The 24,016-nt window shown below is 56.4% G+C and carries 26 protein-coding genes; 5 read left to right on the top strand and 21 right to left on the bottom strand.

Going from position 1 to position 24,016, the window contains the following annotated elements:
• Positions 1-77: 77 nt before the first annotated feature.
• The gene (gene thiL / locus LG204_RS07065) at positions 78-1,040 is read right to left on the bottom strand and encodes a thiamine-phosphate kinase (protein WP_230336607.1); all 963 of its coding nucleotides are present in this window, start codon (positions 1,038-1,040) and stop codon (positions 78-80) included.
• 10 nt (positions 1,041-1,050) lie between these two features.
• Positions 1,051-1,641 (bottom strand): molybdopterin adenylyltransferase, encoded by a 591-nt coding sequence (gene mog, locus LG204_RS07070; protein ID WP_230336608.1) that lies wholly within the window; start codon positions 1,639-1,641, stop codon positions 1,051-1,053.
• Between the two features lie 99 nt (positions 1,642-1,740).
• Between mog and LG204_RS07075 the strand changes: the two genes are divergently transcribed.
• Together LG204_RS07075 and LG204_RS07080 are read left to right on the top strand one after the other, a co-directional pair.
• Positions 1,741-2,517 carry a PDZ domain-containing protein gene (locus LG204_RS07075; protein ID WP_230336609.1) on the top strand — a complete coding sequence of 259 codons (777 nt, stop codon included), beginning with the start codon at positions 1,741-1,743 and terminating at the stop codon, positions 2,515-2,517.
• Positions 2,518-2,634: 117 nt separating this feature from the next.
• The gene (locus tag LG204_RS07080) at positions 2,635-4,620 is read left to right on the top strand and encodes a site-specific recombinase (protein ID WP_230336610.1); all 1,986 of its coding nucleotides are present in this window, start codon (positions 2,635-2,637) and stop codon (positions 4,618-4,620) included.
• A gap of 72 nt (positions 4,621-4,692) precedes the next feature.
• On the opposite strand, the gene yjgA is transcribed toward LG204_RS07080, so the two are convergent.
• Positions 4,693-5,256: a ribosome biogenesis factor YjgA gene (gene yjgA / locus LG204_RS07085; protein WP_230336611.1), complete on the bottom strand. Its 564-nt coding sequence runs from the start codon at positions 5,254-5,256 to the stop codon at positions 4,693-4,695.
• Between the two features lie 39 nt (positions 5,257-5,295).
• Here yjgA and pmbA point away from each other — a divergent pair, with 39 nt between their 5' ends.
• Positions 5,296-6,663, top strand: a complete 1,368-nt coding sequence (gene pmbA, locus LG204_RS07090; RefSeq protein ID WP_230336612.1) for a metalloprotease PmbA — start codon at positions 5,296-5,298, stop codon at positions 6,661-6,663.
• 106 nt (positions 6,664-6,769) lie between these two features.
• On the opposite strand, the gene LG204_RS07095 is transcribed toward pmbA, so the two are convergent.
• Positions 6,770-7,510 carry an MlaA family lipoprotein gene (locus LG204_RS07095; RefSeq protein ID WP_230336613.1) on the bottom strand — a complete coding sequence of 247 codons (741 nt, stop codon included), beginning with the start codon at positions 7,508-7,510 and terminating at the stop codon, positions 6,770-6,772.
• A gap of 233 nt (positions 7,511-7,743) precedes the next feature.
• On the opposite strand from LG204_RS07095, the gene LG204_RS07100 reads away from it, so the two are divergent.
• The gene (locus LG204_RS07100; RefSeq protein WP_230336614.1) at positions 7,744-8,745 is read left to right on the top strand and encodes a class 1 fructose-bisphosphatase; all 1,002 of its coding nucleotides are present in this window, start codon (positions 7,744-7,746) and stop codon (positions 8,743-8,745) included.
• A gap of 20 nt (positions 8,746-8,765) precedes the next feature.
• Here the strand turns inward: LG204_RS07100 and LG204_RS07105 are convergent, their stop codons facing one another.
• The gene (locus LG204_RS07105) at positions 8,766-9,080 is read right to left on the bottom strand and encodes a hypothetical protein (protein ID WP_013442899.1); all 315 of its coding nucleotides are present in this window, start codon (positions 9,078-9,080) and stop codon (positions 8,766-8,768) included.
• A 118-nt stretch (positions 9,081-9,198) separates the two neighbouring features.
• On the opposite strand from LG204_RS07105, the gene LG204_RS07110 reads away from it, so the two are divergent.
• Complete coding sequence (locus tag LG204_RS07110; RefSeq protein ID WP_328441380.1) at positions 9,199-10,599, top strand: sugar porter family MFS transporter; 1,401 nt, start codon at positions 9,199-9,201, stop codon at positions 10,597-10,599.
• Here the strand turns inward: LG204_RS07110 and LG204_RS07115 are convergent.
• The 16 genes from LG204_RS07115 to cysT all read right to left on the bottom strand — a co-directional run bounded on the left by LG204_RS07115 (position 10,596) and on the right by cysT (position 23,985).
• Positions 10,596-12,041 (bottom strand): cryptochrome/photolyase family protein, encoded by a 1,446-nt coding sequence (locus LG204_RS07115; RefSeq protein WP_230336615.1) that lies wholly within the window; start codon positions 12,039-12,041, stop codon positions 10,596-10,598. The genes LG204_RS07110 and LG204_RS07115 overlap by 4 nt on opposite strands.
• A 15-nt stretch (positions 12,042-12,056) precedes the next feature.
• Positions 12,057-12,524 (bottom strand): 23S rRNA (pseudouridine(1915)-N(3))-methyltransferase RlmH, encoded by a 468-nt coding sequence (gene rlmH, locus LG204_RS07120; RefSeq protein WP_230336616.1) that lies wholly within the window; start codon positions 12,522-12,524, stop codon positions 12,057-12,059.
• A 10-nt stretch (positions 12,525-12,534) separates the two neighbouring features.
• On the bottom strand, positions 12,535-12,897 hold the full coding sequence (gene rsfS / locus LG204_RS07125; protein ID WP_230336617.1) for a ribosome silencing factor: 363 nt from the start codon (positions 12,895-12,897) through the stop codon (positions 12,535-12,537).
• Entirely contained in the window at positions 12,898-13,290 is a 393-nt protein-coding gene (panD, locus tag LG204_RS07130) for an aspartate 1-decarboxylase (RefSeq protein ID WP_230336618.1), read from the bottom strand.
• Between the two features lie 150 nt (positions 13,291-13,440).
• Positions 13,441-14,403 carry an alpha/beta hydrolase gene (locus LG204_RS07135; RefSeq protein WP_230336619.1) on the bottom strand — a complete coding sequence of 321 codons (963 nt, stop codon included), beginning with the start codon at positions 14,401-14,403 and terminating at the stop codon, positions 13,441-13,443.
• Between the two features lie 72 nt (positions 14,404-14,475).
• Complete coding sequence (gene panC / locus LG204_RS07140) at positions 14,476-15,318, bottom strand: pantoate--beta-alanine ligase (protein WP_230336620.1); 843 nt, start codon at positions 15,316-15,318, stop codon at positions 14,476-14,478.
• 26 nt (positions 15,319-15,344) lie between these two features.
• Complete coding sequence (gene panB, locus LG204_RS07145) at positions 15,345-16,157, bottom strand: 3-methyl-2-oxobutanoate hydroxymethyltransferase (RefSeq protein WP_230336621.1); 813 nt, start codon at positions 16,155-16,157, stop codon at positions 15,345-15,347.
• 2 nt (positions 16,158-16,159) lie between these two features.
• Complete coding sequence (locus LG204_RS07150) at positions 16,160-16,807, bottom strand: deoxynucleoside kinase (RefSeq protein WP_230336622.1); 648 nt, start codon at positions 16,805-16,807, stop codon at positions 16,160-16,162.
• A 4-nt stretch (positions 16,808-16,811) separates the two neighbouring features.
• Positions 16,812-17,300: a 2-amino-4-hydroxy-6-hydroxymethyldihydropteridine diphosphokinase gene (folK, locus tag LG204_RS07155; RefSeq protein ID WP_230336623.1), complete on the bottom strand. Its 489-nt coding sequence runs from the start codon at positions 17,298-17,300 to the stop codon at positions 16,812-16,814.
• A complete protein-coding gene (pcnB, locus tag LG204_RS07160; protein ID WP_230336624.1) occupies positions 17,297-18,664 on the bottom strand; it encodes a polynucleotide adenylyltransferase PcnB in 1,368 nt (455 codons plus the stop codon). Before pcnB ends, folK begins: the two co-directional genes overlap by 4 nt.
• A 119-nt stretch (positions 18,665-18,783) precedes the next feature.
• Positions 18,784-19,188: a DUF6691 family protein gene (locus LG204_RS07165; RefSeq protein ID WP_230336625.1), complete on the bottom strand. Its 405-nt coding sequence runs from the start codon at positions 19,186-19,188 to the stop codon at positions 18,784-18,786.
• 23 nt (positions 19,189-19,211) lie between these two features.
• Positions 19,212-19,640: a YeeE/YedE family protein gene (locus LG204_RS07170; RefSeq protein WP_230336626.1), complete on the bottom strand. Its 429-nt coding sequence runs from the start codon at positions 19,638-19,640 to the stop codon at positions 19,212-19,214.
• 84 nt (positions 19,641-19,724) lie between these two features.
• Positions 19,725-21,011, bottom strand: a complete 1,287-nt coding sequence (locus LG204_RS07175; protein WP_230336627.1) for an OmpP1/FadL family transporter — start codon at positions 21,009-21,011, stop codon at positions 19,725-19,727.
• A 137-nt stretch (positions 21,012-21,148) separates the two neighbouring features.
• On the bottom strand, positions 21,149-22,216 hold the full coding sequence (locus LG204_RS07180; protein WP_230336628.1) for a sulfate/molybdate ABC transporter ATP-binding protein: 1,068 nt from the start codon (positions 22,214-22,216) through the stop codon (positions 21,149-21,151).
• 11 nt (positions 22,217-22,227) lie between these two features.
• Positions 22,228-23,124: a sulfate ABC transporter permease subunit CysW gene (cysW, locus tag LG204_RS07185; protein ID WP_230336629.1), complete on the bottom strand. Its 897-nt coding sequence runs from the start codon at positions 23,122-23,124 to the stop codon at positions 22,228-22,230.
• 27 nt (positions 23,125-23,151) lie between these two features.
• On the bottom strand, positions 23,152-23,985 hold the full coding sequence (cysT, locus tag LG204_RS07190; RefSeq protein ID WP_230336630.1) for a sulfate ABC transporter permease subunit CysT: 834 nt from the start codon (positions 23,983-23,985) through the stop codon (positions 23,152-23,154).
• Positions 23,986-24,016: the final 31 nt, after the last annotated feature.

A 24,016-nucleotide genomic window follows, 5' to 3' on the forward strand; every position in this document is an offset into this window, starting at 1 on the left:
TTCCCGGTATAGCCCTAATGTACTAATCTCGGCCTAAAAGAATATATTGAATGCAAAGTTTTGATTTGCTGTGAATATTAAGCCTGGGTGAAATGATCAAAGCCTGGTTTTTTGATATCCAGCTGCATATTGCTGGCATCGTATACATCCACACCTGGCTGAACTCTTGTTTGGCCTATCATGCTCATGGTTAAGCCCAATTGTCTGCCCAAGGCGCTGATTTGTTCACGCCTGGCGGATGGCGCCGTAAAGCAAAGTTCATAATCATCACCACCACCTAGCACAAAGGATTGCACCGTTTTGTCTGCCATGTGCTGGCGTGCGATGGGAGACAGAGGAATATCGGCAAACCGGATGTCGGCACCGAGCTGGGATGCTTGCAGAATATGGCCAAGATCGGCCAGCAAGCCATCGGAAATATCAATGGCGCTGTGGGCCATCTGGCGCAATGCGAGGCCGAGCTCAGCGCGGGGCTCTGGTTGATGCAGCGCCACGCTGCATTCGGCCAGCGCTTCTGCTGTGAGAGGGTAGTGACCTTGCATGGCGGCGAGAGCCAATGCGGCAGTGCCCAGTGGGCCTGAGACCCAGATGTCATCGCCCGCCTTGGCGCCGTTACGGGTAAGTGCCTGCTGCATCGGGACTATGCCCATGATTTGTACGCTGATGGTGAGCGGGCCGCGGGTGGTGTCGCCGCCTATCAGCGATACGCCAAAGCGGTCTGCACAATCAAAAAAGCCGCGACTGAATTCGGCAAGCCAAGGCGCCTTGATTTCTGGCAGGGCGAGAGCCAGTGTGGCCCAGCGTGCTTCCGCACCCATGGCGGCCATGTCCGAAATATTGACGGCCAGCGATTTCCAGCCGATGCCATAGGGGTCGGCGTCCGTAAAGAAATGCGTGCCTGCCACCAGCATGTCCGCTGAAATGGCGAGTTGATGGCCTGGGGGCACCGCGATCAAGGCAGCATCGTCGCCTATTCCCAGATCGGTATGCTGCTGTGGGCGGGTAAAGTAGCGGGCGATCAGGTCGAATTCAGGTGTCATGCAGAGGGATTCAGGCTTGCGGTTTGATGGCGGACTTGGGGCGAAATGCCTTGACGATGCTTTCTTTGGTTTCGATATACGGCGCACCGATCAGATCCAGACAATAAGGCACGGCGGCAAAAATGCCCGGTACAATCGTCTTGCCATCAGCATCTTTCAGGCCTTCCAGCGTTTCTTGTATGGCTTTGGGCTGGCCGGGCAGGTTGATGATCAGGCTCTGTTTGCGGATGACGGCCACCTGGCGCGAAAGGATGGCAGTGGGCACAAAGTGCAGGCTGATTTGCCGCATTTGTTCGCCGAAACCGGGCATTTCCTTGTCGGCGACGGCCAGTGTAGCTTCGGGGGTGACATCGCGTAGTGCCGGGCCAGTACCGCCTGTGGTGAGGACCAGGTCGCAGCCTTCATGGTCGACCAGGTCGCGCAGGATGCTTTCAATCTCGGGCTGCTCATCGGGGATCACACGTGCGACGGCCTGCCATGGGGTGAGCAGCACATTGTCCAGCCATGCCTTGAGGCTGGGGATACCTTTGTCTTCATACACGCCAGCAGAGGCGCGATCACTCACGGAAACTAATCCGACGGTAAGGAATTGTTCTGACATAGTGGTTGTCTACGCAATCGTAATTAACAAAATCAATGATGCCATTATCATAACATCAGCCGACTAACGCTCTCGGCTGAAACTCCGAGGAGAGTCACCATGCAATACATCACGAGCCTGTTACTAGCCGTTGCGTTGGTAGGTTGCGCCAGTCAGAAGCCACAGCCCGTGCCGATGGAAAATACACGTGCCAGCAATGGCAACCCGTATTCAGATACTTATGTCAGCCATCCGCAGCCAGCGACCTTGCTGGCACCAGATCCTGCCGGGCCAAAACTCTATCTTGGGGATAAAAAAGAAGACGATTACAAGCGCATGCTGGAGCAAGGCTACGACATGTTGGGCTACTCCAGTTTTGAATCCGGTGACGTTGCGCCAGAGCTGGCTACCGAGCAGGCCAGGCAGGTAAAAGCTGATTTGGTGCTGGTCTATACCCAGCTGACTGGTAGCACGCCCGCCAGCATGAAGTTGCAGCAATTGCGCCAGCAGGCCGCCGCACAAAAAGCAGCAGCGGCAGAGCCGAAAGCCGCAGGCGAGGCGCCTGCACCCGTGGATGAAGCCAAGCAGCGCTATCATTACTTTGCCTCTTACTGGGTAAAGCTGGCGCCACCCTTAATCGGTGTGCATGTGAATGGCCCGGTGGCAGAAGATCAGCCTGGCCTGCCTGTGGTAGCCGTTGTGCAGCAATCGCCTGCGGCCAAGGCTGGCCTGGTGAATGGCGATGTACTGACTCGCCTGGGTGAAGTGAATCTCGACAAGCCGGAAGCCCTGACCCGCGCCGCCAGGCAATATGCCGGTAAAACGGTTGAGGTGGATTTTCGCCGTAGCGGCAGCCCTGGCAAAGCCATGATTACCCTGAATCAGCGTTCGCAGTAATGCGCGTGAGGCTGCGCATGCTAGGCATGTGCAGCCTCGCTCTCACTTCCCTTCCATTGGCAGGCACGTTCGTGCATGCTTACAATCCAGCCAACGACACAACAAAAGCAATAAACCATGATGGACAAAATCCTCCACGACTACCTGCAACACAAAAGTGAGCCGGTGCGCTTGCTGGCCGACTTGGTCGATCAGATACGCCCGGCGCGCGGTGATCACCGAGACCATGCCGCGCATGCCATCCAGGCCTTGTGTCATGTGCTGAATCGCGAACCCGAACTCGCGCAGGCGCTGCATGAAGCGGTGCTTGGTTTGCTCGGTGGGCGCAGGCCCGTATCGCTTTACGTGGATGCGGGCATCCAGCCTAGCAGTGGTTTTTTTACCGAAATGTTTCGCCGGGTGGGCCACAAGATTTTGCCTGAGGCGGTCGATCCGCAATATCTGAAAGATATTTTCGGGCAGATTTTCCGCCGTCGGCAGGATGAAGTCTGGGTGATCGATGTGCCGGACGAGGTGTGGCTGCAATTGCTTGAGGCCATGCGATTTGACGAGGCGGATACTCGTCTGCTGGAGGCTTGCAAGCGTGGCCTGCTGGATGCCGTGCAGGTGCTGTCGTATCGCCTGTCTGCCTCTGGCCTGGAGCCGGAGCTGATACGCAGTCATCCTGAGCTGGAAAACCATGCATCGCCCTTCATCATCCAGAATGTGGAGCTGGGTAATTTTCTTGAAGTACCTGAGGATGACAAAAACGACATACGCCATATTCTGGTGATGCTGGATCAATGCCGACAGGTGGTTGGCAAGATACGCCGTAACAGCTCGCAAACCGGGACCAGCATTCATCTGACCTTTTTGTTACAGCGCATGACGCAACAAATTCGCCGCCTGGAAAGCCTGTTGCGCATTATCGCGAGTCAGCGGGTAGGAGAGAGTGCCAACCTGGAGTTTGTGCATCTGCTGAAAGAGCTGGTCTCCGCCGAGTGTCACAAAAACGATGTCCGCAAGCACTGGCGCGAGAACATGGAGCTGCTGGCACTACGCGTGACCGAAAATGCCAGCCGTACCGGTGAGCATTACATCACCGCTAACCGCCGTGAGTACTATGGCCTGATGCGCTCGGCCATGGGGGCTGGCATTATCATCGCCTTCATGGCGATGCTCAAGATCGTCACAGCGGGCAAGCATTACGCCCCGCTAACTGAAGCTATCCTGTTCAGCCTCAATTACGGCCTGGGCTTTGTCATTATCCATATCCTGCACTTCACGGTGGCGACCAAGCAGCCCGCGATGACGGCCGCCGCCATTGCTGCCAGTATTGATGCCAGTGATGGCAAGAGCCGGGAGATGGATAATCTGGTGAATATCATCGCGCAGACCATACGCAGCCAGACCATTGCCATTATTGGCAATGTGTCGCTGGCGGTGCCAGTAGCGATGCTGATTGGCTGGTCAATTTATACGCTTACTGGCAGTCATTTTATTCCCCCGGAAAAGGCGCATAAGTTGCTGGCAGATATTCACCCGTGGCATAGCGGCGCGCTGATTTACGCCGGTGTTGCCGGGGTTTGCCTGTTTTTGTCTGGCTTGATAGCCGGGTATCACGACAATCTCGCGATTTACAACAAGATCCCGCAGCGGCTGAAAGCACTCGGCTGGCTGCGGATGCTGCTGGGGCCTGCCCGACTGGAACGCGTGGCGAAATATGTGGAAAACAATCTGGGTGCCTTGGCAGGTAATTTTTATTTCGGTTGCCTGCTGGGCGGCATGTCGGGCCTGGGGGTGTTGCTGGGCTTGCCGATTGATATCCGGCACATTGCGTTTTCATCCGCATTTGTCGGCTTTTCGTTCACCGCCCTCGATTTCAACATTACCTGGCAACTGGCTGTTATCGCCGCGGTAAGCGTGTTGCTGATTGGCACCGTCAATCTTCTGGTGAGTTTCAGTCTGGCGCTGTATGTGGCGATGAAATCACGCAAGGTGAGCTTTGTGCAGTGGCGCCGCTTCCTGGTGACCTTGCTCAAGCGTTTGAACAAGGAGCCCGGCAAGTTTTTTCTGCCACCGCCGCGTGGCGAGCCGGAGACGGAATCTGGTCATGGGCATTAATGCCATGTAAAAAAAGCCCGCTGGTTTGAGCGGGCTTTTTTATGCGGCGTGGAGCCTGGTCACGTTGGCTCGTCACTCTTCCGCTTCGTCTTCTGCTTCTTCCTCAGGAGCTGCGCTGGGGGCAGTGACTTCGCGCAATAACTTGAAGAGTTCGCGGCTGCTTTTGGGTGGTTTGTTGGCTGCTGCTTCGCGTCGGGCATTGCGTATCAGGGTGCGCAATTGCTGGATATCCACCGCCGGGAAGTGCGACATGAAGTCTTGCAGCGCGGCTTCTTCTTCAATCAGGCGGGTGCGCCAGCGTTCAAGCTGATGGAAATAGGCAGTCTGCGCGTTGTGTTTGCCTTCCCAGCGTTGCAGCTGGTCGATGATAGGCGCGGTATCCACATTGCGCATCAGGCGGCCGATGTATTGCATCTGGCGGCGAATCGCGCCATTGGCGGTAATGCGCTTGGCTTCACGTATCGCATCATTCAGCGCTTCTGGCAGATCCAGCTTGGCCAGCCGTTCCTTGGGCAGATCGACCAGGGTGACGCCCAGATCCTGCAGTGCGTCCATGGCCGCTTTGCGCTTGGTCTTGCTGAGCGGGCTGTCTTCGATATCCGCCTCGGCGGCGTTGTTTGTCTCATTAGGTTTCATGCTGGGGTATGATAGCAGTTTTTCCTCAAGAGACTTAATGTGAGCGTAACCCACGTTGCCCCAACCACCGGATTCAGTCATACGCTGGATGACCTGCGCGAGATGAGCGCGCGCGTATTGGCGCTGGCCAAGGCCGCTGGCGCCAGTGCCGCTGAGGCTGAAGTCAGTTTTGGTGTCGGGCAGAATGTGTCCGTGCGCATGGGCGAGACGGAAACCATTGAGTACAACCGCGATAAGGGCATGTCGGTCACGGTGTATTTTGGCCAGCAAAAAGGCCATGCCAGTACCTCGGACCTGAACTCGCAAGCCTTGCAGGACACGGTGGCGGCAGCATGCAACATCGCCCGTTACACCGCTAAAGACGAGTTTTGTGGTCTGGCTGACGCCGCCTTGATGGCGCGTGACGTGCTGGATCTGAATTTGCATCATCCATGGACGATTTCGGTGGATGATGCCATCCGCCTGGCACAGGAGTGTGAAGGTGCCGCCCGTGCAGTCGACGCGCGCATCACCAATTCGGAAGGCGCCTCAGTCTCGACCTACGAAGGCCTGTTTTCGTATGCTAATAGCCATGGGTTTTCTGGTGGCTACCTGAGCTCGCGCCATAGCATCAGCTGCTCGGTGATCGCCGAGGAGGCCGAGGCCATGCAGCGCGATTACTGGTATAGCACGGCTCGCAACGCTGACTGGCTGGATAGCCCGAAAAACATCGGGCAGCTGGCAGGTGAGCGCACGGTGCGTCGCCTGGGTTGCCGCCGCATCAAGACCGCGCAAGTCCCTGTATTGTTTGATGCCTCGCTGGCTTCGGGGCTGATTTCGCATCTGATCAGTGCCGTTTCTGGCGGCAGTTTGTATCGCAAATCATCCTTCCTGCTCGACTCCCTCGGCAAGCCAGTGATGTCATCCATTGTGAATATCAGCGAGCAGCCGCATATTCCCGGCGCACTCGCCAGTGCCCCGTTTGATAACGAAGGCGTTGCTACTACCCCGCGCATGCTGGTTGAAAACGGCGTATTGCAAGGATATGTGCTTTCGAGTTATTCGGCGCGCAAGCTGGGCATGCAAACGACAGGCAATGCAGGCGGCAACCATAATCTGATGGTGACCCAGCAGGGCAAGCCTGCAGAAGACCTGAGCGGCTTGTTGCGGCAAATGGGCACCGGCTTGCTGGTGACTGAGCTGTTGGGTCACGGCATCAATATGGTGACCGGCGATTATTCGCGTGGCGCCGCAGGTTTCTGGGTGGAGAATGGCGTGATCGTCCATCCGGTAGAAGAAATCACGATTGCCGGCAATCTGCGCGATATGTTCATGCAGATCGTGGCCATAGGCAGTGATGTGCTGGTGCAGGGCTCCAAGCAGGTAGGCTCTATCCTGATTGAACAGATGACCGTGGCGGGTGACTGATTGTCCAGTTAAGGCTATCTGGATACAAGAAAACCAGATAGCGTGAATCCAGATAAACAAAAAGCCCGGCATGCCGGGCTTTTTGTTGGATCAGATCAGGTCTGACTTACTTCTTGTCGCCATTGACGTTAGGCTCTGGCAGATCATCGTCGTCGTCATTGCTGACACTGACGTTGTCGTTGATCTGGTTGGCACGACGTTGCAGGTAGGCATCACGCATGAAAGCATATGGATCCAGTGCTGCATCGTCCAGCAGGTCGCTCGCTGGCAGATATTGTGCGCGCTTGTCGATCAGGTTCAGCAGGCGAGCCTGATTGCGGGTACGTGGATTATCTACATAGGTGATCGGATCAAACGCCATGGTATCGACGACCAGACCGCCAGTGTCGCGCAGTGTGCTTGGGCCGAGGAAAGGCAGAACCAGATAGGCGCCATTGCCTACACCCCAGTAACCCAGGGTTTGACCGAAGTCTTCAGGGTGACGCTCAATGCCATCTTTGGATGCCACATCAATCAGACCTGCAACACCGAAGGTGCTGTTGATGACAAAGCGGCCAGCTTCGCTCATGGCGTTATCAATCTTGAACTGCAACAGATTGTTGATAACGGAGACAAAGGTGCCCAGATTGTTAAAGAAGTTGCTTACGCCAGAACGTACGGGGGACGGCAACACGGCCTTGTATGCCCCGGCGATTGGCTTGATGACAGCTTTGTCAGCAGTGTCATTGAATTTGTAAACGCCACGATTGAGGCCTTCGAGCGGGTCTTTGTTGGCTTGCGAGGCACAGCCTGATAACAGGGAGGCCAAGACGAGGCTGGCAATGACGGCATATGATTTGGTGCGCATGCGTTGTTCCAAACTGTATGATTGATATTATTGCGTTGGACGACCGGCCCGGGCCGGAAACCACATCGGACTTTAACCGACGGCCTGTGCATTGTCCACTTTTTTGCTGAGCTTCACCAGAGATTCAGTTGCGAAAATCTGACAGTGGTGACCAGAATGGTCACCATGCTTCTGCTGATGATTTTCGCTGGTGAGTGCACCCCATGAATTGTCTATCAGAGGAACCTTGTCGCATGTCATTGATGACCATACAACATTACCTGACGCGCGCCCAGCAGCAGCATGCCGGCGCGACAGGCGAACTCACGCTGATACTTAACGACATCGTGACCAGCTGCAAGCGCGTGGCGCAGGCGGTCAATCAGGGCGCGTTGCTGGGCACCATGGGCGACCTCGGCAGCCAGAATGTGCAGGGTGAAGTACAAAAGGCGCTGGATGTGATTGCCAACACGATTTTCCTGGAGAGTAATCAGGCCAGTGGATTGCTGGCTGGTATGGCCTCTGAGGAAATGGACGATCCATACCTGATGCCGGAGGGTGTGCAGGGTCGGTATTTGCTGCTGTTTGATCCCCTGGATGGTTCATCCAACGTAAACGTCAATATTTCAGTGGGCTCCATTTTTTCAGTATTGCGTTGTCCGGCAGGGGGCGTAACACCACAAGTGGCAGACTTTTTGCAGCCCGGCGTGCAGCAGGTATGCGCTGGCTATGCCTTGTATGGTTCTTCTACCATGCTGGTCCTCACGACCGGTAATGGGGTGGATGGGTTTACGCTGGATCATGGGACAGGCGAATTCATGTTGACGCATCCGCAAATGCGGATACCCGAGGATAGTCGTGAATTTGCTATCAATATGTCCAACCAGCGTCACTGGCCGCCAGCCATCAAGCGCTATGTGGACGAGTGCGTGCAGGGTACCAGCGGGCCACGCGGAGTCGATTTCAATATGCGCTGGGTGGCCTCCATGGTGGCCGAGGTGCACCGCATTCTGTTGCGCGGCGGCATTTTCATGTACCCCATGGATAATAAAAATGCCGCACAGGGCGGCAGATTACGGTTGCTCTATGAGGCCAACCCCATGGCGATGCTGGTGGAACAAGCAGGAGGCTTGGCCAGCACAGGGAGCCAGCGTCTGCTGGAGCTTGCCCCGCAAGCCTTGCACCAGCGCGTATCGGTGATTCTGGGCTCGCGCCATGAAGTTGAGCGCGTGCAGGACTATTTCAGCGCCGAATAACAGAGGCACCAGAAGCCGACTTAGTGCTCGGTCTCGTCGTCGTAATCATCCTCGACTTCTTCGTCGTCTTCATCATCATCCAGCAGGGGTTGAATGTCGTCCAGGTAAAGACCGCTGCCGCCGTTATAACTTTCGACTTCTTTATCAGTAAATTGCAGCACCTCTGTGGCGACGTGTTCAGAGAATACCTGTTCAATGTTTTCGAACAGTTCTTCAACAAACTCGCTGAAGGTGGTGTCGGTATCGTTAACTTCATAGGCGTTATCAAAGGCTTGCTGCACCAGTTCGGTAAAACGATCGGCAATGGCTTCAATGGCGGCTTGATTGTGTGACATAAAGACTCCTGTGGTTTACGAATGTTGTCTGAATGACTATGGAAAGCGCGCTTTGTTCAGAAGCTTTTGACGCAGCCCATGCTAACATGCGGCATCAACCCGGCACAGGAGTTGTTTTGTGAGCGAAATACTCTCTGCTACCAGCCGTCATGCCACGCAGGTAAGGCGCAAGGTGTTCATGACCGGCCTGCTTGGCGCCTTGGCAGGCCTGTTGTTTGGACTGGATATCGGGGTGATTTCCGGTGCGCTGCCATTTATTGCCCGCGAGTTTGATGTGCCCGACCAGGTGCAGGAATGGATTGTCAGCTCCATGATGTTCGGTGCCGCATTTGGCGCGCTTGCTGCGGGCTGGTTATCTTACCGGCTCGGCCGCAAGTACTCCTTGCTGCTGGGCGCCTTGCTATTCGTGGTGGGCTCGTTGTTGTGTGCGGCCGCCTGGGGGCCATTGCCCCTGATACTGGCGCGCGTGCTGCTTGGGCTGGCGGTGGGTATTGCCTCGTTTACCGCGCCTTTGTATTTGTCCGAAATCGCGCCTGGCAAAGTGCGTGGTTCCATGATCTCGCTTTATCAACTAATGATTACGCTCGGCATTCTGCTGGCGTTTCTTTCCAATACCTTCTTTAGCTACAGCGGCGCATGGCGCTGGATGCTGGGCATTATTGCCATCCCGGCCGTGATTCTCTTTTTCGGGGTTTTATTGCTGCCGCGCAGTCCGCGCTGGCTTATGCTGCGCGGGCGTGAAGCCCATGCCCGCCGCGTCTTGCAGCAGTTGCGCGTGAATGAAACCGAGGTTGAAAACGAGCTGGATGAAATCAAGCAACAGCTCGCGCAAAAACAGCAGGGCTGGGCCTTGTTCTTTGCCAATCGGCATGTGCGTCGGGCCGTCTATCTCGGCATGTTGTTGCAGATCATGCAGCAATTGACCGGCATGAATGTGGTCATGTATTACGCACCACGCATTTTTGATCTGGCCGGGTTTAATGACCCCGTGGCCCAGATGTGGGGCACGGTGATTGTGGGGTTGACCAATGTACTGGCGACGTTCATTGCCATTGCGCTGGTGGATCGCTGGGGGCGAAAGCCAGTGCTCTACGTCGGCTTTTTGACCATGGGCCTGGGCATAGGTGTGCTGGGCCTGCTGATGCATGTCGGCATTGATAGTCAGGCGCAGCAGATGGCCGCAGTGGCGATGCTGCTGATCTTTATTACCGGCTTTGCCATGTCTGCCGGGCCGCTGGTCTGGGTATTGTGTTCTGAGATACAGCCTTTGCGTGGCCGTGACTTTGGTATTGCGGTGTCCACCTTCACCAACTGGATTGCCAACATGGTGGTCGGTGCGACTTTCCTCACCATGTTGAATGTGCTGGGCAGTGCCCATACCTTCTGGTTCTACGCTTGCTGCAATTTGCTGTTTATTTTGCTGACCCTGCTGCTGGTGCCGGAAACGCGAGGTGTATCGCTTGAGCGCATCGAGCGCAACCTCTTAAGCGGAAAGGCCTTGCGCGCGCTGGGTGATTAATGCTCAGGCGCCGGGGCGGCGGAGGCCTTTTTGTAGAGGGACAAGGCTTTTTCGCGCTGCACGCTATGCTCTACCACAGGCGCTGGATAATCTTTGCTGATAACCAATCCCATACTCTGCTGGCGCAAGAGCGGTATCAGCCAGGGCGCATGAATTTCCTTTTCATGGCAGGCTGCTAATTCCGGCACGTATTTGCGGATGAATTTGCCCTGAGCATCAAATTTTTCGGATTGCGTAACGGGATTGAAAATGCGGAACCAGGGCTGGGCATCGCAGCCAGTCGAGGCCGCCCATTGCCAGCCGCCATTGTTCGCAGCAAGATCAAAGTCAATCAACCGTTCGGCAAAATACCGCTCACCCCAGCGCCAGTCGATCAGCAGATCCTTGACCAGAAAGCTGGCGGCGACCATGCGCAAGCGATTGTGCATGTAGCCGGTCTGGTTGAGTTGGCGCATCGCCGCATCGACTAGTGGATAACCGGTAAGGCCTTCGCACCAGGCATCGAAAAGTGCCTGCTGATTAGGGAAAGCCAGGGCATCAAATTCCGGTTTGAAGGCGCGGCCAGCAGCCACCTTCGGGTGATGATGCAATATCTGAAAATAAAAGTCGCGCCAGATCAGTTCGTTCAGCCAGGTTTCTGCGCCCGCATTATGCTGTTGCCAGGCGGCGCGCGCCAGATGGCGGATCGACACCGTGCCAAACCGTAAATGCACGGAAAGATAAGATGGGCCTTTGACGGCAGGAAAGTCACGCGCCTCCTTATAACGTGACATGCGCTGCTCAAACTCTTCGAACAGCCGTTTTCCGCCTGACATCCCCGTCGGCAGCTGCATCTCGCCAAGGTTGGTGCGGGCAAAGCCCATGGATTCCAGTGTCGGGATATCCGTTTTTTCAGAAGCGGCCAGATGCTGGCGATAACGGTCTACTGGATACGTTTGCAGATAAAAGTCATTGAGCTTTTTCAGGTGGGCATTTTTATAGGGTGTGAATACGCCATAAGGTTTGCCAGCCTGCGTCAGCACTTCATCCTGCTCAAAAATCACCTGATCCTTGTATTGATGAAAGGCGATATCGTGGCGGGCGAGCTTGGCTGCTACCTCGGCATCGCGCGCGACGGCATCAGGCTCATAGTCGCGATTGCTGTAAACCGCGCTGGCCTTGAGTTTAACCGCCAATGCCGGGATAGCGCTCCTGGCGGAAGCATGCAGCACGATCAGGTCACCGCCTTGCGACCTTAGTGCCTGTTGCAGCTCACGTACACTTTCCCAGATAAACTCAACCCGGCGGTCGGCGCGGTCTGCCAGGGCATCCAGAATGTCGGTATCAAACACAAAGGCGCAATAGACTTGCATATGCGCTTTGAGGGCATGGTAGAGCGCGGCGTGGTCAAAATCGCGCAAGTCGCGGCGAAACCAGACCAGGGCGTAGGACGAGGTTGTCATAAAGGTGAGAGCCCGCTATTCGCGGTGATAAGGATGATGCTGAATGACTGTCCAGGCGCGATAAAGTTGCTCGGCCAGCAATACGCGCACCATGCCATGCGGCAGGGTGAGTTTGGATAAGCCCCATAACCAATCGGCTCGCGATTTGACACTGGCATGCAACCCGTCGGCGCCGCCAATGACCAAGGCAATATCCCGCCCGCTGGTCAGCCAGGTTTCCATGCGGGCAGCCAGCTGTATGGTGGTGACTTCTTGGCCGCGCTCATCCAGGGCGATCAGATAATCCTTGCCGGCGGCTTCCAGGATGCGTTTGGCTTCCGCTTCCTGTACAACTTCGGCGTTTTTGCCTGAGGCGCGCTTGTCCGGCTTGATTTCGATAATCTCGACGACCGCTTCACGCGGCATGCGCTTCAGGTATTCACTGCATGCACTTTCCACCCAGTCAGGCATCTTGTGGCCGACCGAGAGAATACGCAGTTTCAAGGGAGGAGACTCAGGCGCTGGCGGCCTGGGAGGCAGAGCGACGGCTCTCGGTTTCGCCCCAGAGTTGTTCCAGATTGTAGTAGGCGCGGGCGGTAGGAATCATGATGTGAACGACGATATCGTCCAGATCGACCAGCACCCACTCACCTTCTTTTTCGCCTTCGGTGCCACGCAGCGGTACGCCTTTTTCGCGCAGCTTTTCACGCACGTTGTCTGCGATAGCCTTGGCCTGGCGCGTGGAGTTGGCGCTGGCGACGATCATGTAATTGGTCATGGAAGTCAGCTTGCGCACATCCATCACGGTGATATCAAAGGCTTTGATATCTTCCAGCGCGTCGATGACGGCCAGTTTCATTGCTTCTAGTTCTAACATTCAGGCGGCCTGTGAAGATACTTGTACGGGGATTGCCTGGCGCTGGTCTTTGATGCGGTTTTGAGCATCAACGTAAACCAGCTGGGGCTTGAATTTTTCCAGCTCAACTTCGCTATAGGTGGCATAGGTCGCAATAATCAGCAAATCGCCAGGGCTTGCCTTGCGTGCGGCTGCGCCATTGACCGAAATGACACCGGAATTGCGTTCTGCACGAATGGCATAGGTCGTGAAGCGTTCGCCATTGTTGACGTTGTAAATGTCGATCTGCTGGTACTCGCGAATATCGGCGGCGTCCAGCAATGCCTCGTCAATCGCACAGGAGCCCTCATAGTCCAGCTCCGAGTGCGTCACGCACACACGGTGCAATTTGGATTTGAGCATGGTTCTTTGCATGGTTGGTCTGGGTTTGTTCAATTCGGTCGATCATTATAAGGTAAACAACACGCTGAATAAACGAAGTTTTTAGCGTGCTGCCGACAAACTCGGCCCTTACCCTGGTGATCGCAGCCTGATGAATGGCGCGGATACCGCCTTGCTGGAGGGCTAGGGCTTGCTCCCCAGTTTTTCAGATAAGCCTGCCGATTGCTCCGATATAAATTTTTCCACGCGCTTGGTATAGGGATTTTCCAGCCCAAGTTGACCATTGATCTCGCCATGGTTGAGGTTCTGCTCCAGCACCTCAACGCGTACACCCAGTTCCTGCGCCCGGCGTTGATAGCCGTATGCCTGTTCGCACGGGTTATCCCGGCGCTGGGTAGAGCATACGGCGAGCAGGGGGAGTGACTGCTGAGTGAGTTGCTGTAGCGGGGAGGTGGCGCGCCAGTAGTTGGCGTCTTTGCCAAAGGCCTGGTCATAAAAGCGTGGGTGGCGGCGCTGCATGATAGTGGGGACATCCAGTGCGGCACTATCCAGTGAGATGGTCGCAAGCCAGGGTTTGGCACCGAAGGCGGTAGCGATGGACGGCTGTGATGAAAGCAGGCTCACCAGGTGCGCACCTGCGGAGTGGCCCATCAAGATGAGCTGGCCTGAGTCTCCTTTCCAGCCGGGCGCTTTTTGCTGGATCACCGAGAGGGCGAGGGCGACATCCTCAGCCTGTGCCAAGGGGGCGGTGCCGGGCAGCATGCGGTAGTTGAGCGAGACGAGAATGATGCCTTTGGGCACCCAGCGGGCTATTTTGTTGGTGACTACCTTGCTGTGGGTTTTGTCGCCTATGCGCCAGGCGCCGCCGTGCACCATGACAATAATCGGAGCTTGGGCAGTGGGGGCCTGAGCGGCTTGTGACGGCAGATATACATCCATTTTTTGCAGCTTGTCCGAACCGTAGGCAACATCGGCCAGCAGCTTGACGCCTGCGGGGAGGGCCGCGCCGGTGTCGGCGGCATCTTCTTCTTCCATGTCGCTGTTGCGAGCGTCGGCACGCTTGTTGATCAGGTCGCGCAAGGGGCCAGCCTCAGCCATATGGCTGATGAAGAGCAGACTGCTTAAAACCAGAACCAGCAAACGCATGGTGAGCTCCCGGTGAAGGTTAGCGCGAAAAGGTATTCCAGTCAGCTTTTCGCCGCTGATGATGGGGGTAAATCAAGCTTGGTGGCTTGCGTCAAATTCCAGATTGTCGATCAGCCGCGTTTTGCCCAGCCGTGCAGCTGCCAGTGCGACCAGCGAGGTATCTGTGGCGGTGGCGGGTTGCAGGGTCGATGCTGCACGCACCTCAATATAATCAACGATCCAGCCGAGCTGCGTCAAATACTGGCGTGTCTGCTCGCAGATGGCGGGGTAATCATGATTGCCTTTTTGGATCGCCTGCTTCACCAGCTGCAATGCAGCATGCAGGCGCTTGGCCTCTTGCCGTTGCGCCGGGCTGAGGTAGCCATTGCGTGAGCTCATCGCCAGGCCATCGGCCTCGCGCACGGTTTCGCCGCCGATGATGGTGATCGGCAGATTGAATTGCTGCACCAGCGCGCGGATCACGCTGAGCTGCTGGTAATCCTTTTTTCCGAATATGGCCACTTGCGGCTGCACGAGGTTAAAGAGCTTCATCACCACGGTGGCGACGCCGGAAAAATGGCCGGGGCGGCTGGCGCCACAGAGACTGTCGGCAATGGGGGGCGCGCTGATGGTCATGGTTTGCGCGGTGGGGTACATCTCGCTGACCGAGGGTGCGAACACCACATCGGCACCGGCTGCTTGCAGGCGAGCGCAATCCTGCTCCAGCGTGCGCGGGTAGTTATCCAGATCTTCGTTGGGGCCAAACTGCAGTGGGTTGACGAAAATGCTGACGACCACACAGTCGCCATGCTCGCGCGCCAGGTTCACCAGATGGAGATGCCCATCATGCAAATTACCCATGGTGGGCACAAAGCTTATGCGGGTTTCGCCAGCGAGGCGGGCACGGAGTTCGGTAACGCTGTGTAGGATGTCCATAAATGCTCGATGGAGAAGTGCAACGCTTAGTAAGCGTGGGCCGCGGAGGGGAATTCACCAGATTTGACCGCCTGCACATAGCGGCTAACGGCTTCCTGAATGCTGGTGCTTTCCTGCAAAAAATTGCGCACGAAACGCGGTGATTTGAAGCTGGCCGGGTCTTTGTCAGCCGGGCCGGTGTAGATGCCGAGCAGGTCCTGAATCACCAGCACTTGGCCGCTACACTCTGCACCAGCACCGATGCCGATAGTCGGCGCAGCAATACGGCGCGTGATGTCGGCAGCCAGCGCGGCGGGCACCATTTCCATCAATACCAGACATACGCCAGCTGCGCTCATGCCTTCGGCATCAGCCATGATCTGGGTGGCGCTATCTTCGGTTTTGCCTTGAATCTTGTAGCCGCCCAGCTGCTTGACTGATTGCGGCGTGAAGCCTAGGTGCGCGCACACCGGAACGCCATGCTCGACCAGATACTGCGCCGTGGTGACCATGTGGCCGCCGCCTTCGATCTTGACGATATGGGCGCCCGCGGCCATCAATTGCCTGGCGTTATCAAGCGCTTCTTCGGGGCTAGCTTCATAGCTGCCATAGGGCATGTCGGTCATGATCAGGGTGTGGCGGCTACCTGCGGCTACGCTGCGGGTGTGGTAGACCATATCCGTCATGCTGACGCTCAGTGTATCGGTGGCGCCTTGCAATACCATCCCCAGCGAGTCACCCACCAGCAGCACATCCACGCCAGTCGCTTCCATCAGCTTGGCAAAGCTGGCGTCGTAGCAGGTCAGCATGGCGATTTTTTCGCCTCGGGCCGCCATGGTCTGCAAATCGTGTACGGTCACGCCTATTCCAGGTTCGGGTTGAAAAACTCGCGACGGCCACGCATCTGCAAGGTGCGCTCGATCAGCAGGTCCAGCGCGCCTTCACGCTTGGTGATGTCGAGATTCTCATTATTGACGATGAGCACGGGCGCAGCATCGTATTGGTGGAAAAACTCGCTGTAGGCATCGGCCAGCCGCTTCAGGTATTCGCGCGGAATCTCCTGCTCATAGCTGATGTTGCGCTGATTGACGCGTTCGGCCAGGGCGTCGACGGGTGTTTGCAGGTAGATCACCAGGTCAGGCGTCGATACCTGCACTTGCAGGTGCTGGTAGATCTGGCGATAGAGAGCAAACTCTTCATCGTCCAGATTCATACGGGCAAACAGCGGGTCTTTTTCCAGAAAGAAATCAGCGATGGTGGCTTTGCCAAAGAGATCGCGCTGGCTCAGGTCACGGATCTGTTCGCAACGCTGAAACAGGAAAAACAGCTGTGTAGGCAGGGCGTAACGGGGCGCATCCAGGTAAAACCGTGGCAGGAAGGGATTGCTCTCGGCATTTTCCAGCAGCAAGCTGGCGGAGAATTTATCCGCCAGCTTGCGCGCAAGCGTGGTTTTGCCGCTGCCTATCGGGCCTTCAATGACGATATACGGAAATTTGTCGATCAAACTCATGGTGCTAACTTTCAGCCTTTATTTTGATAACGCCCTGATCGCCACAGGCTTTAGCCAGATCGTTGGCCGTGCCGTACTCGGCAATCTTGAGTTCTGGTGCAATCTCGGCCAGCGGCAGCATCACAAAGCCGCGTTCATGCATGCGCGGGTGCGGTAGCGTCAGCTCGGTGGTCTGCATTTGCACATCTTCATATAGCAGCAAATCCAGATCCAGCACGCGCGGCGCATTGGGGAAAGGCCGCTCGCGTCCATAGTGGTTTTCCAGCGCCAGCAACGCGCGCAGCAGCTCAACAGGAGGGAGCGTGGTGTCCACTTCGGCAACCGCATTGATGAAATCGGGCTGGTTGTCATAGCCCACCGGTGCGGTGCGGTAAAGGGATGACGGGCGAATGACCCGCGTGTCAGGCAAGGTGTTCAGCGCGGTTAGCGCCGAACTCACCTGCGCTTGCGGGTCTTTGAGGTTGCTACCCAGTGCAACAAAGGCGCGACTCATGCCGCTTCAGGTTTTGCCGCCGGTTTTTTGCGCGAACGGCGGCGACGTTTCTTGGGTTCGGCAGTCGCGGGTTGCAGCATCGCGGTGCGTTGCTCGCCATCGTTATTGGCAAAGTCGGTCCACCATTGGCCCAGTTCCATGGGCAGCTCGCCAGACTCGCAGCGCAACAGCAGGAAGTCATAAGCCGCACGGTAACGCGGGTGTTCCAGCAAGGCATAGGGACGCTTGCCTGAGCGTTGCTCAAAGCGTGGCTGCATGCCCCAGATTTCCTTCATGGTGGTGCTATAGCGTTTGTGAATGGCGAGTTTTTCAGCCTGGATATCGCATACCTCATGCATGGCGAGATGCAGCGCAGGGATAGGGCGCTCGCCATTGTCCTGATATTGCTGCCAGGCGGTGAGCACCTCATGCCAGAGGAGTGTGGCAAACAGAAAGCTGGGCGACACCGGCTTGTCCTGCAGTACGCGTTCATCGGTATTTTTCAGCGCCAGCGTGACAAAACGTTCGCCCATGGGTTGTTCCAGCACGACATCGAGCAGCGGCAGCAAGCCATGATGCAGGCCATGCTGACGCAAGGCCTTGACGCTTTCCATGGCATGACCGGAAAGGAACAGCTTGAGCATTTCATCAAACAGGCGTGAAGCGGGGACTTCCTGCAATTCGTCAGCCAGTTTGGGGATAGGCGCTTCCGTGGCTTTATCCAGCTTGAGGCCGAGCTTGGCGGACAAGCGAATGGCGCGCAGCATGCGCACCGGGTCTTCACGGTAGCGTGTGACCGGGTCACCGATCATGCGCAGGATGCCTGCCTGGATATCTTCGTAACCATGGTGAAAGTCCAGCACATCTTCGCTGGAGGGGTCGTAATAGAGAGCGTTGGCGGTAAAGTCACGCCGCAGGGCATCGTCTTCCTGGCTGCCGAATACGTTGTCGCGCAGAATGCGACCGCTGTCGGCAATCTTGGCATCGCCATCATCATTCAGGTGGCTGCCGCGGAAGGTGGATACCTCAACCGTCTCATCGCCGAACAAGACATGCACCAGGCGAAAGCGCCGACCAATGATGCGCGAGCGGCGGAAAACGCGATTTACCTGCTCGGGCGTGGCGTTGGTCGCGATATCAAAGTCTTTGGGGCGCTTTTTCAGTAGGAGATCGCGCACGGCGCCGCCCACAATGAATGCCTCAAACCCGGCTTTTTGCAGGCCTTCGGTGGTTTTGATGGCCCCTGTGCTCAGCAGCTTGCGGTTGATTTTATGCGTCTTAACCGGGATGCGATTGACGGAGCCGCTGGCCTTGGCGGTGCGAGGGCCAGCTTTGGATGTGGAGGTAGAGCCTTTAAAAACGCGTTGCAGCAGTTTTCTGATCATTATGAAGTTTAGCCTGACGTCCAGAAGCGCTAAATGATGCGATTATAGCCTAAGGTGTCGCGGATATGTTGGCAGCGCAGGCTAATTCCTGCGCGCCGACATGACAGGAAGGAAGACGGTCAGGAGAGTTTGCTGCTGACCCACATGCCGCCCAGCATGGCGGCGGTGAAAATCAGGGGCTGGGTGTAATCACTCAGCAGGCTGGCAATGGCGGGGCCAGGACAGTAGCCTGCCAGCCCCCAGCCAATACCAAACAGCAAGCTGCCGCCTAGCAGTTTTTTATCAATGCTGTGGCTGGTGGGGAGTTGCATGGTGTTGCCGAGCAGGCTGGTTTTGCGGGATTTGGCATAGCCAAAGGCAAACACGCCCACCAGGATGGCGCCGCCCATGACCAGACCGAGGGAGGGGTCCCAATGACCGAAAATATCGAGAAAACCAATGACCTTGGCCGGGTTGGTCATGCCGGAAATGATGAGGCCCAGACCAAAGATCAGGCCGGAAACAAACGCGGTCAATAAGCGCATGGTGGTTGTCCAGTCAGGAAAGCTTATGCCAGCAGGTGGCGAACAACAGGCACAGTGACGATGCCTGCCAGCATGAAGGTAATGGTCGCCGCCAGTGAACGTAGTGACAAACGCGAAAGCCCGCACACGCCATGGCCGCTGGTACAGCCCGAAGCCAGGCGTGTACCGATGCCAACCAGCAAACCGGCAATAATGAGGCGCGCATGTCCCGCTTCAATTTGTGCTTCTGGCAGGGGCGCTGCCAGGCTGTAAAACCATGGCGCCAACACCAGGCCCAATATAAACAGCACGGACCATGCGCTTTCCTTTCCCCAGCTCTGCAGCAGCCGGCCCAATATGCCACTTACCCCGGCAATACGGCCATTGAGGAGGATTAGCATGGCGGCTGCCACGCCAATCAGCAAGCCGCCAACAAAGGCGGGAATGGGGGTGAAGTTTGCCCAGGCTATCATGAGGGTTCCTAAATGAAGGGACTGCAGATGGCGGCTATTCTAGGCCAAAGCACGTCATCTGTCCGCATGCCTTGCCTATGCTTTTTACAAGACCCAGCTATAAGCCACGCCCAGTGAATCCTGGTACATCTTGAGGTTGACGTCGCCACCCCCAAACGCGGCAGGAATGGAGCCATTACCCTTGATTTCGTTTTCAAAGGCATGGGTATAGCTGAATGACAGCTCGCTGCTATTGGCAAACTTCCAGGTAGCACCGAGGGAGACATGGTCTTCCACAACTGCCGGGGCCAGCGTATTGAACAAGGTCTGGCTGCTGGGGATGGGCTGGTTGACATGGTTATACCCGGCGCGCAGGGTCAGTTGTTCGCTGTAGGCATACAGCGCGCCCAGTTTGAAGACGGTGGCATCTTTCCAGCCAAAGCCTGCGCCGTTATCCGTGCCTAGTTGCGCGGTAAAGAAGTTGGCGATGCTGGCGCCGACCGCATCGACCTCGCTATAGCGTATGCGCTGGATGTCGCCCGCCAGCGTGAGCGCAGGGGTGGCCTTGACGGCAATGCCCACGCCAAAGTTGGCGGGAATGTCAAAATCGCCCTGTTCGGCAAACAGGCCTTTGTAGCGGTCAAACCTGGTCATGTAGGTGCGTGTCTGGTAATGCGCACCCAGGGTCACCTGGTCGTTGATCTTGCCTTGCCAGCCAAGATGCAGGCCTGCGCCGTAGGAGCTGTCTGCGCCTTTATTGGTGACATGGTCCGGCGATGATGAAAAGGAGCTATTGGCAAAGATTTGCAGGCCCTTGGCTTCAAAACGCTGATATGCCAGATTGAGGCCGATGCCCACGGATTGGGTCGGACTCAGTTTCCAGGCAATGGTGGGCGTGACGAAGGCCTGAATGAAATTGACCCCTACCCGGCTGCCGGTGTTGTTAAACAGGGGAAAGCCATTTTTGTAGTCGGTGTTCATGCCGCCATTGCCATACAGGGCGACACCGATGGTAGTGGTGTCATTCAGCTGCTTGCTGTAACCAAACTCCGGGATCAGAAAGTTCTTGGTGTCATTACCGTCGTACTTGCCATTGATGGGAGATGGGCTGCCCTCGATTTCAGCATCGCGTACCGGTCTGAACCAGGTGGCGCCAATATCGAGGCGATTGCCAATCGCTGTGAGGCCTGCCGGGTTGGATGCGATGCTCAAGGTGTCTTGCGGCAATGCAATCCCGACGCCGCCAGCGCCTTGTGCCTTGACGCCATAGCCATGGGAAAAATAGCCATCGGTCGCATGGGCTTGGAGGGGAATGGCGGCGCCCAGGGCCAGCCAAAGTAAAGAAGACGAAGGGGCAGGCAATGCCTTGAAAAGGTGATGTTGTTTTCTCATGATGATTCCCTGTTGATTGGTTCTGTCAGGTCGACTTGTGTTTGTCGACTCGAAAAAAAAAGAGGCTAGTACTTGCGTACTAGCCTCCAGTCGTCTGGTTGGCCTGTGCTGTCAGGTCGGGTGTTTAGCTGGGGTGTTTAATTTGGCACATCCAGAAACACGCGAACATTGCGCGGCTGGATATACACCGCTTCACCCTGTTGCAGGGCCAGTTCGCGGAAGCGTTCACGGGTAAGCTCGGCTTCGACGATGCTCTGGTTATCCTGACGTTGCAGCTCTACGCGCACCAGCGGACCTATCGCATTGATATAGCTGACCACGGCGCTGAATGCGGGCTGGGTGCCGCGCTCGCGTAGCACTTCAATATCATGCGGACGAACGAAGGCATGCGCCGGCGTGTTGTCGGTCTCGTGATGGTCGTCGATATCCAGTGCCAGCGTATCGATATGCGCCTTGCCTGCATGCACGCGGCCATGGAACTGGTTAACGTTGCCGAGGAACTTGTAGACGAACGGCGATGCCGGTTGGTCATACACGTCCTGCGGGCTGCCAATCTGCTCGATATTGCCCTGGTTCATGACCACGATACGGTCTGCGACTTCCAGCGCCTCTTCCTGGTCGTGGGTCACAAATACACTGGTGATGTGCAGTTCGTCATGCAGGCGACGCAACCAGCGACGCAAATCTTTGCGCACCTTCGCATCCAGCGCGCCAAATGGCTCATCCAGCAGCAGTACCTTGGGCTCCACTGCCAAGGCGCGGGCCAGGGCGATACGCTGACGCTGACCGCCAGAGAGCTGCGGTGGATAACGGCCAGCCAGCCAGTCCAGCTGCACCAGCTCAAGCAGGGCATGCACGCGACGGTGGATTTCTGCTTCGGATGGACGTGTTTTGCGTGGGCGTACGCGCAGACCAAAGGCGACGTTTTCAAATACTGTCATGTGGCGGAACAGGGCGTAATGTTGGAAGACAAAGCCGACTTCGCGTTCACGTACATCGCGGCTGGTGGCATCGCTCCCATGAAACAGAATGCTGCCTTCATCGGCGGCTTCCAGGCCGGCAATAATGCGCAGCAGCGTGGTTTTGCCGCAACCGGACGGGCCGAGCAAGGCCACAAGTTCACCTGTGGGAACATCCAGGTTGATGTTGTTCAGGGCATTGAATTTGCCGAAGCGTTTATGGATATTGCGAATTTCGATGCTCATTGCGGCCTCTTTTATTCTTCAGATAATTGTTCGGTAGTACGTGCGCTGCGGGCTGATTGCCATTCGATGAAGGTTTTCAATGCCAGGGTGACCAGCGCCAGGAAAGCCAGCAGCGATGCCACGGCAAACGCGGCAGCGTAGTTGTATTCGTTATAGAGAATCTCGACATGCAGTGGCATGGTGTTGGTCATGCCGCGAATGTGGCCTGACACAACGGATACGGCCCCAAACTCGCCCATGGCGCGGGCATTGGTCAGAATCACGCCATACAACAGGCCCCATTTGATATTGGGTAGCGTCACGCGCCAGAGTATCTGCCAGCCGGAGGCACCCAGTACCAGGGCGGCCTCTTCCTCTTCCTTGCCTTGCGCCTGCATCAGTGGAATCAGCTCACGCGCTACAAAGGGAAATGTGACGAACACCGTGGCGAGCACAATGCCCGGGATGGCAAAGATGACTTTGTAATCATTGTCGATCAGCCATTCGCCAAACCAGCCTTGCAAGCCAAAGATTAGTACATAGATCAGACCGGCAATCACCGGTGATACGGCGAAGGGCAGATCAATCAGCGTGATCAGCACGCTTTTGCCCTTGAAATCGAATTTAGCAGTGGCCCATGCGGCGGCCACGCCGAACACCAGATTCAGTGGGACGGAAATGGCGGCGGCAATCACGGTGAGCTTGATGGCGGAAAGCGCATCCGGCTCTATCAGTGCCGCAATATAGGTTTCAAAGCCCTTGCGCAAGGCTTCGGTAAACACCGCTGCCAGCGGAATGAACAGGAACAGGCTGAGGAATGCCAGGGCAATGGCGATCAATGACCAGCGTATCCACGCAGGCTCAGAGGTGGCGCGGCTGCGGGCAACCTTGGCTTGGTAATGACCGAGATGAGAGACAGTAGATGACATGCGTGCTTGCCTTTGACTTTGTGTATGTTATTCGGCGGATTTAGCGTTGCGCTGACTGCTCCACCATTGCAGACCATTGATGGCCAACAATAGGATGAAGGAGATCACCAGCATGACAACGGCAATGGCGGTAGCGCCGGTGTAGTCGTATTGCTCAAGCTTGGTAATGATGATCAGTGGCGTGATTTCAGACACCATGGGCATATTGCCTGCGATGAAAATGACCGAGCCATATTCGCCTACGGCGCGAGCGAAGGCCAATGCAAAACCGGTGAGCAGCGCGGGCCAGATCGCAGGCAGGATGACTTTATGGAAGGTCTGCCAGCGGTTAGCGCCCAAACTCGCGGCGGCTTCTTCGGTTTCGGCTTCGAGGTCCTCCAGCACCGGCTGCACGGTACGCACCACGAACGGAAGGCCGATAAAGGTGAGAGCGACCACCACCCCCAATGGGGTAAAGGCGACTTTGATGCCATGCGGTTCGAGCAAAGAGCCCAGCCAGCCATTGCCCGCATATACGGCGGTAAGTGCGATACCGGCCACTGCTGTTGGCAGCGCGAATGGCAGGTCCACCAGTGCATCCACCAGGCGTTTGCCGGGGAAGGTGTAGCGCACCAGCACCCAGGCCGTGAGCAAACCGAATACGGCATTGATCAGCGCGCCTATCAACGAGGCGCCGAAGGTGAGTTTGTAGGAAGCCAGCACGCGAGGTGCGGTAACCGTTGTCCAGAATTCAGCAAAGCTGAGTTCTGTGGTTTTCAGGAAGGCTGCTCCCAGCGGGATCAGCACGATCAGGCTCAAATAGAGGATGGTGTACCCGAGGGAAAGATTGAATCCAGGTAAAACGTGATGTCTTTTAGCCATTTTTATCGTCGTTGTAGGTGCATTAAAGTGC

The organism is Methylovorus menthalis (assembly GCF_020523625.1).
Lineage (GTDB): Bacteria > Pseudomonadota > Gammaproteobacteria > Burkholderiales > Methylophilaceae > Methylovorus > Methylovorus menthalis.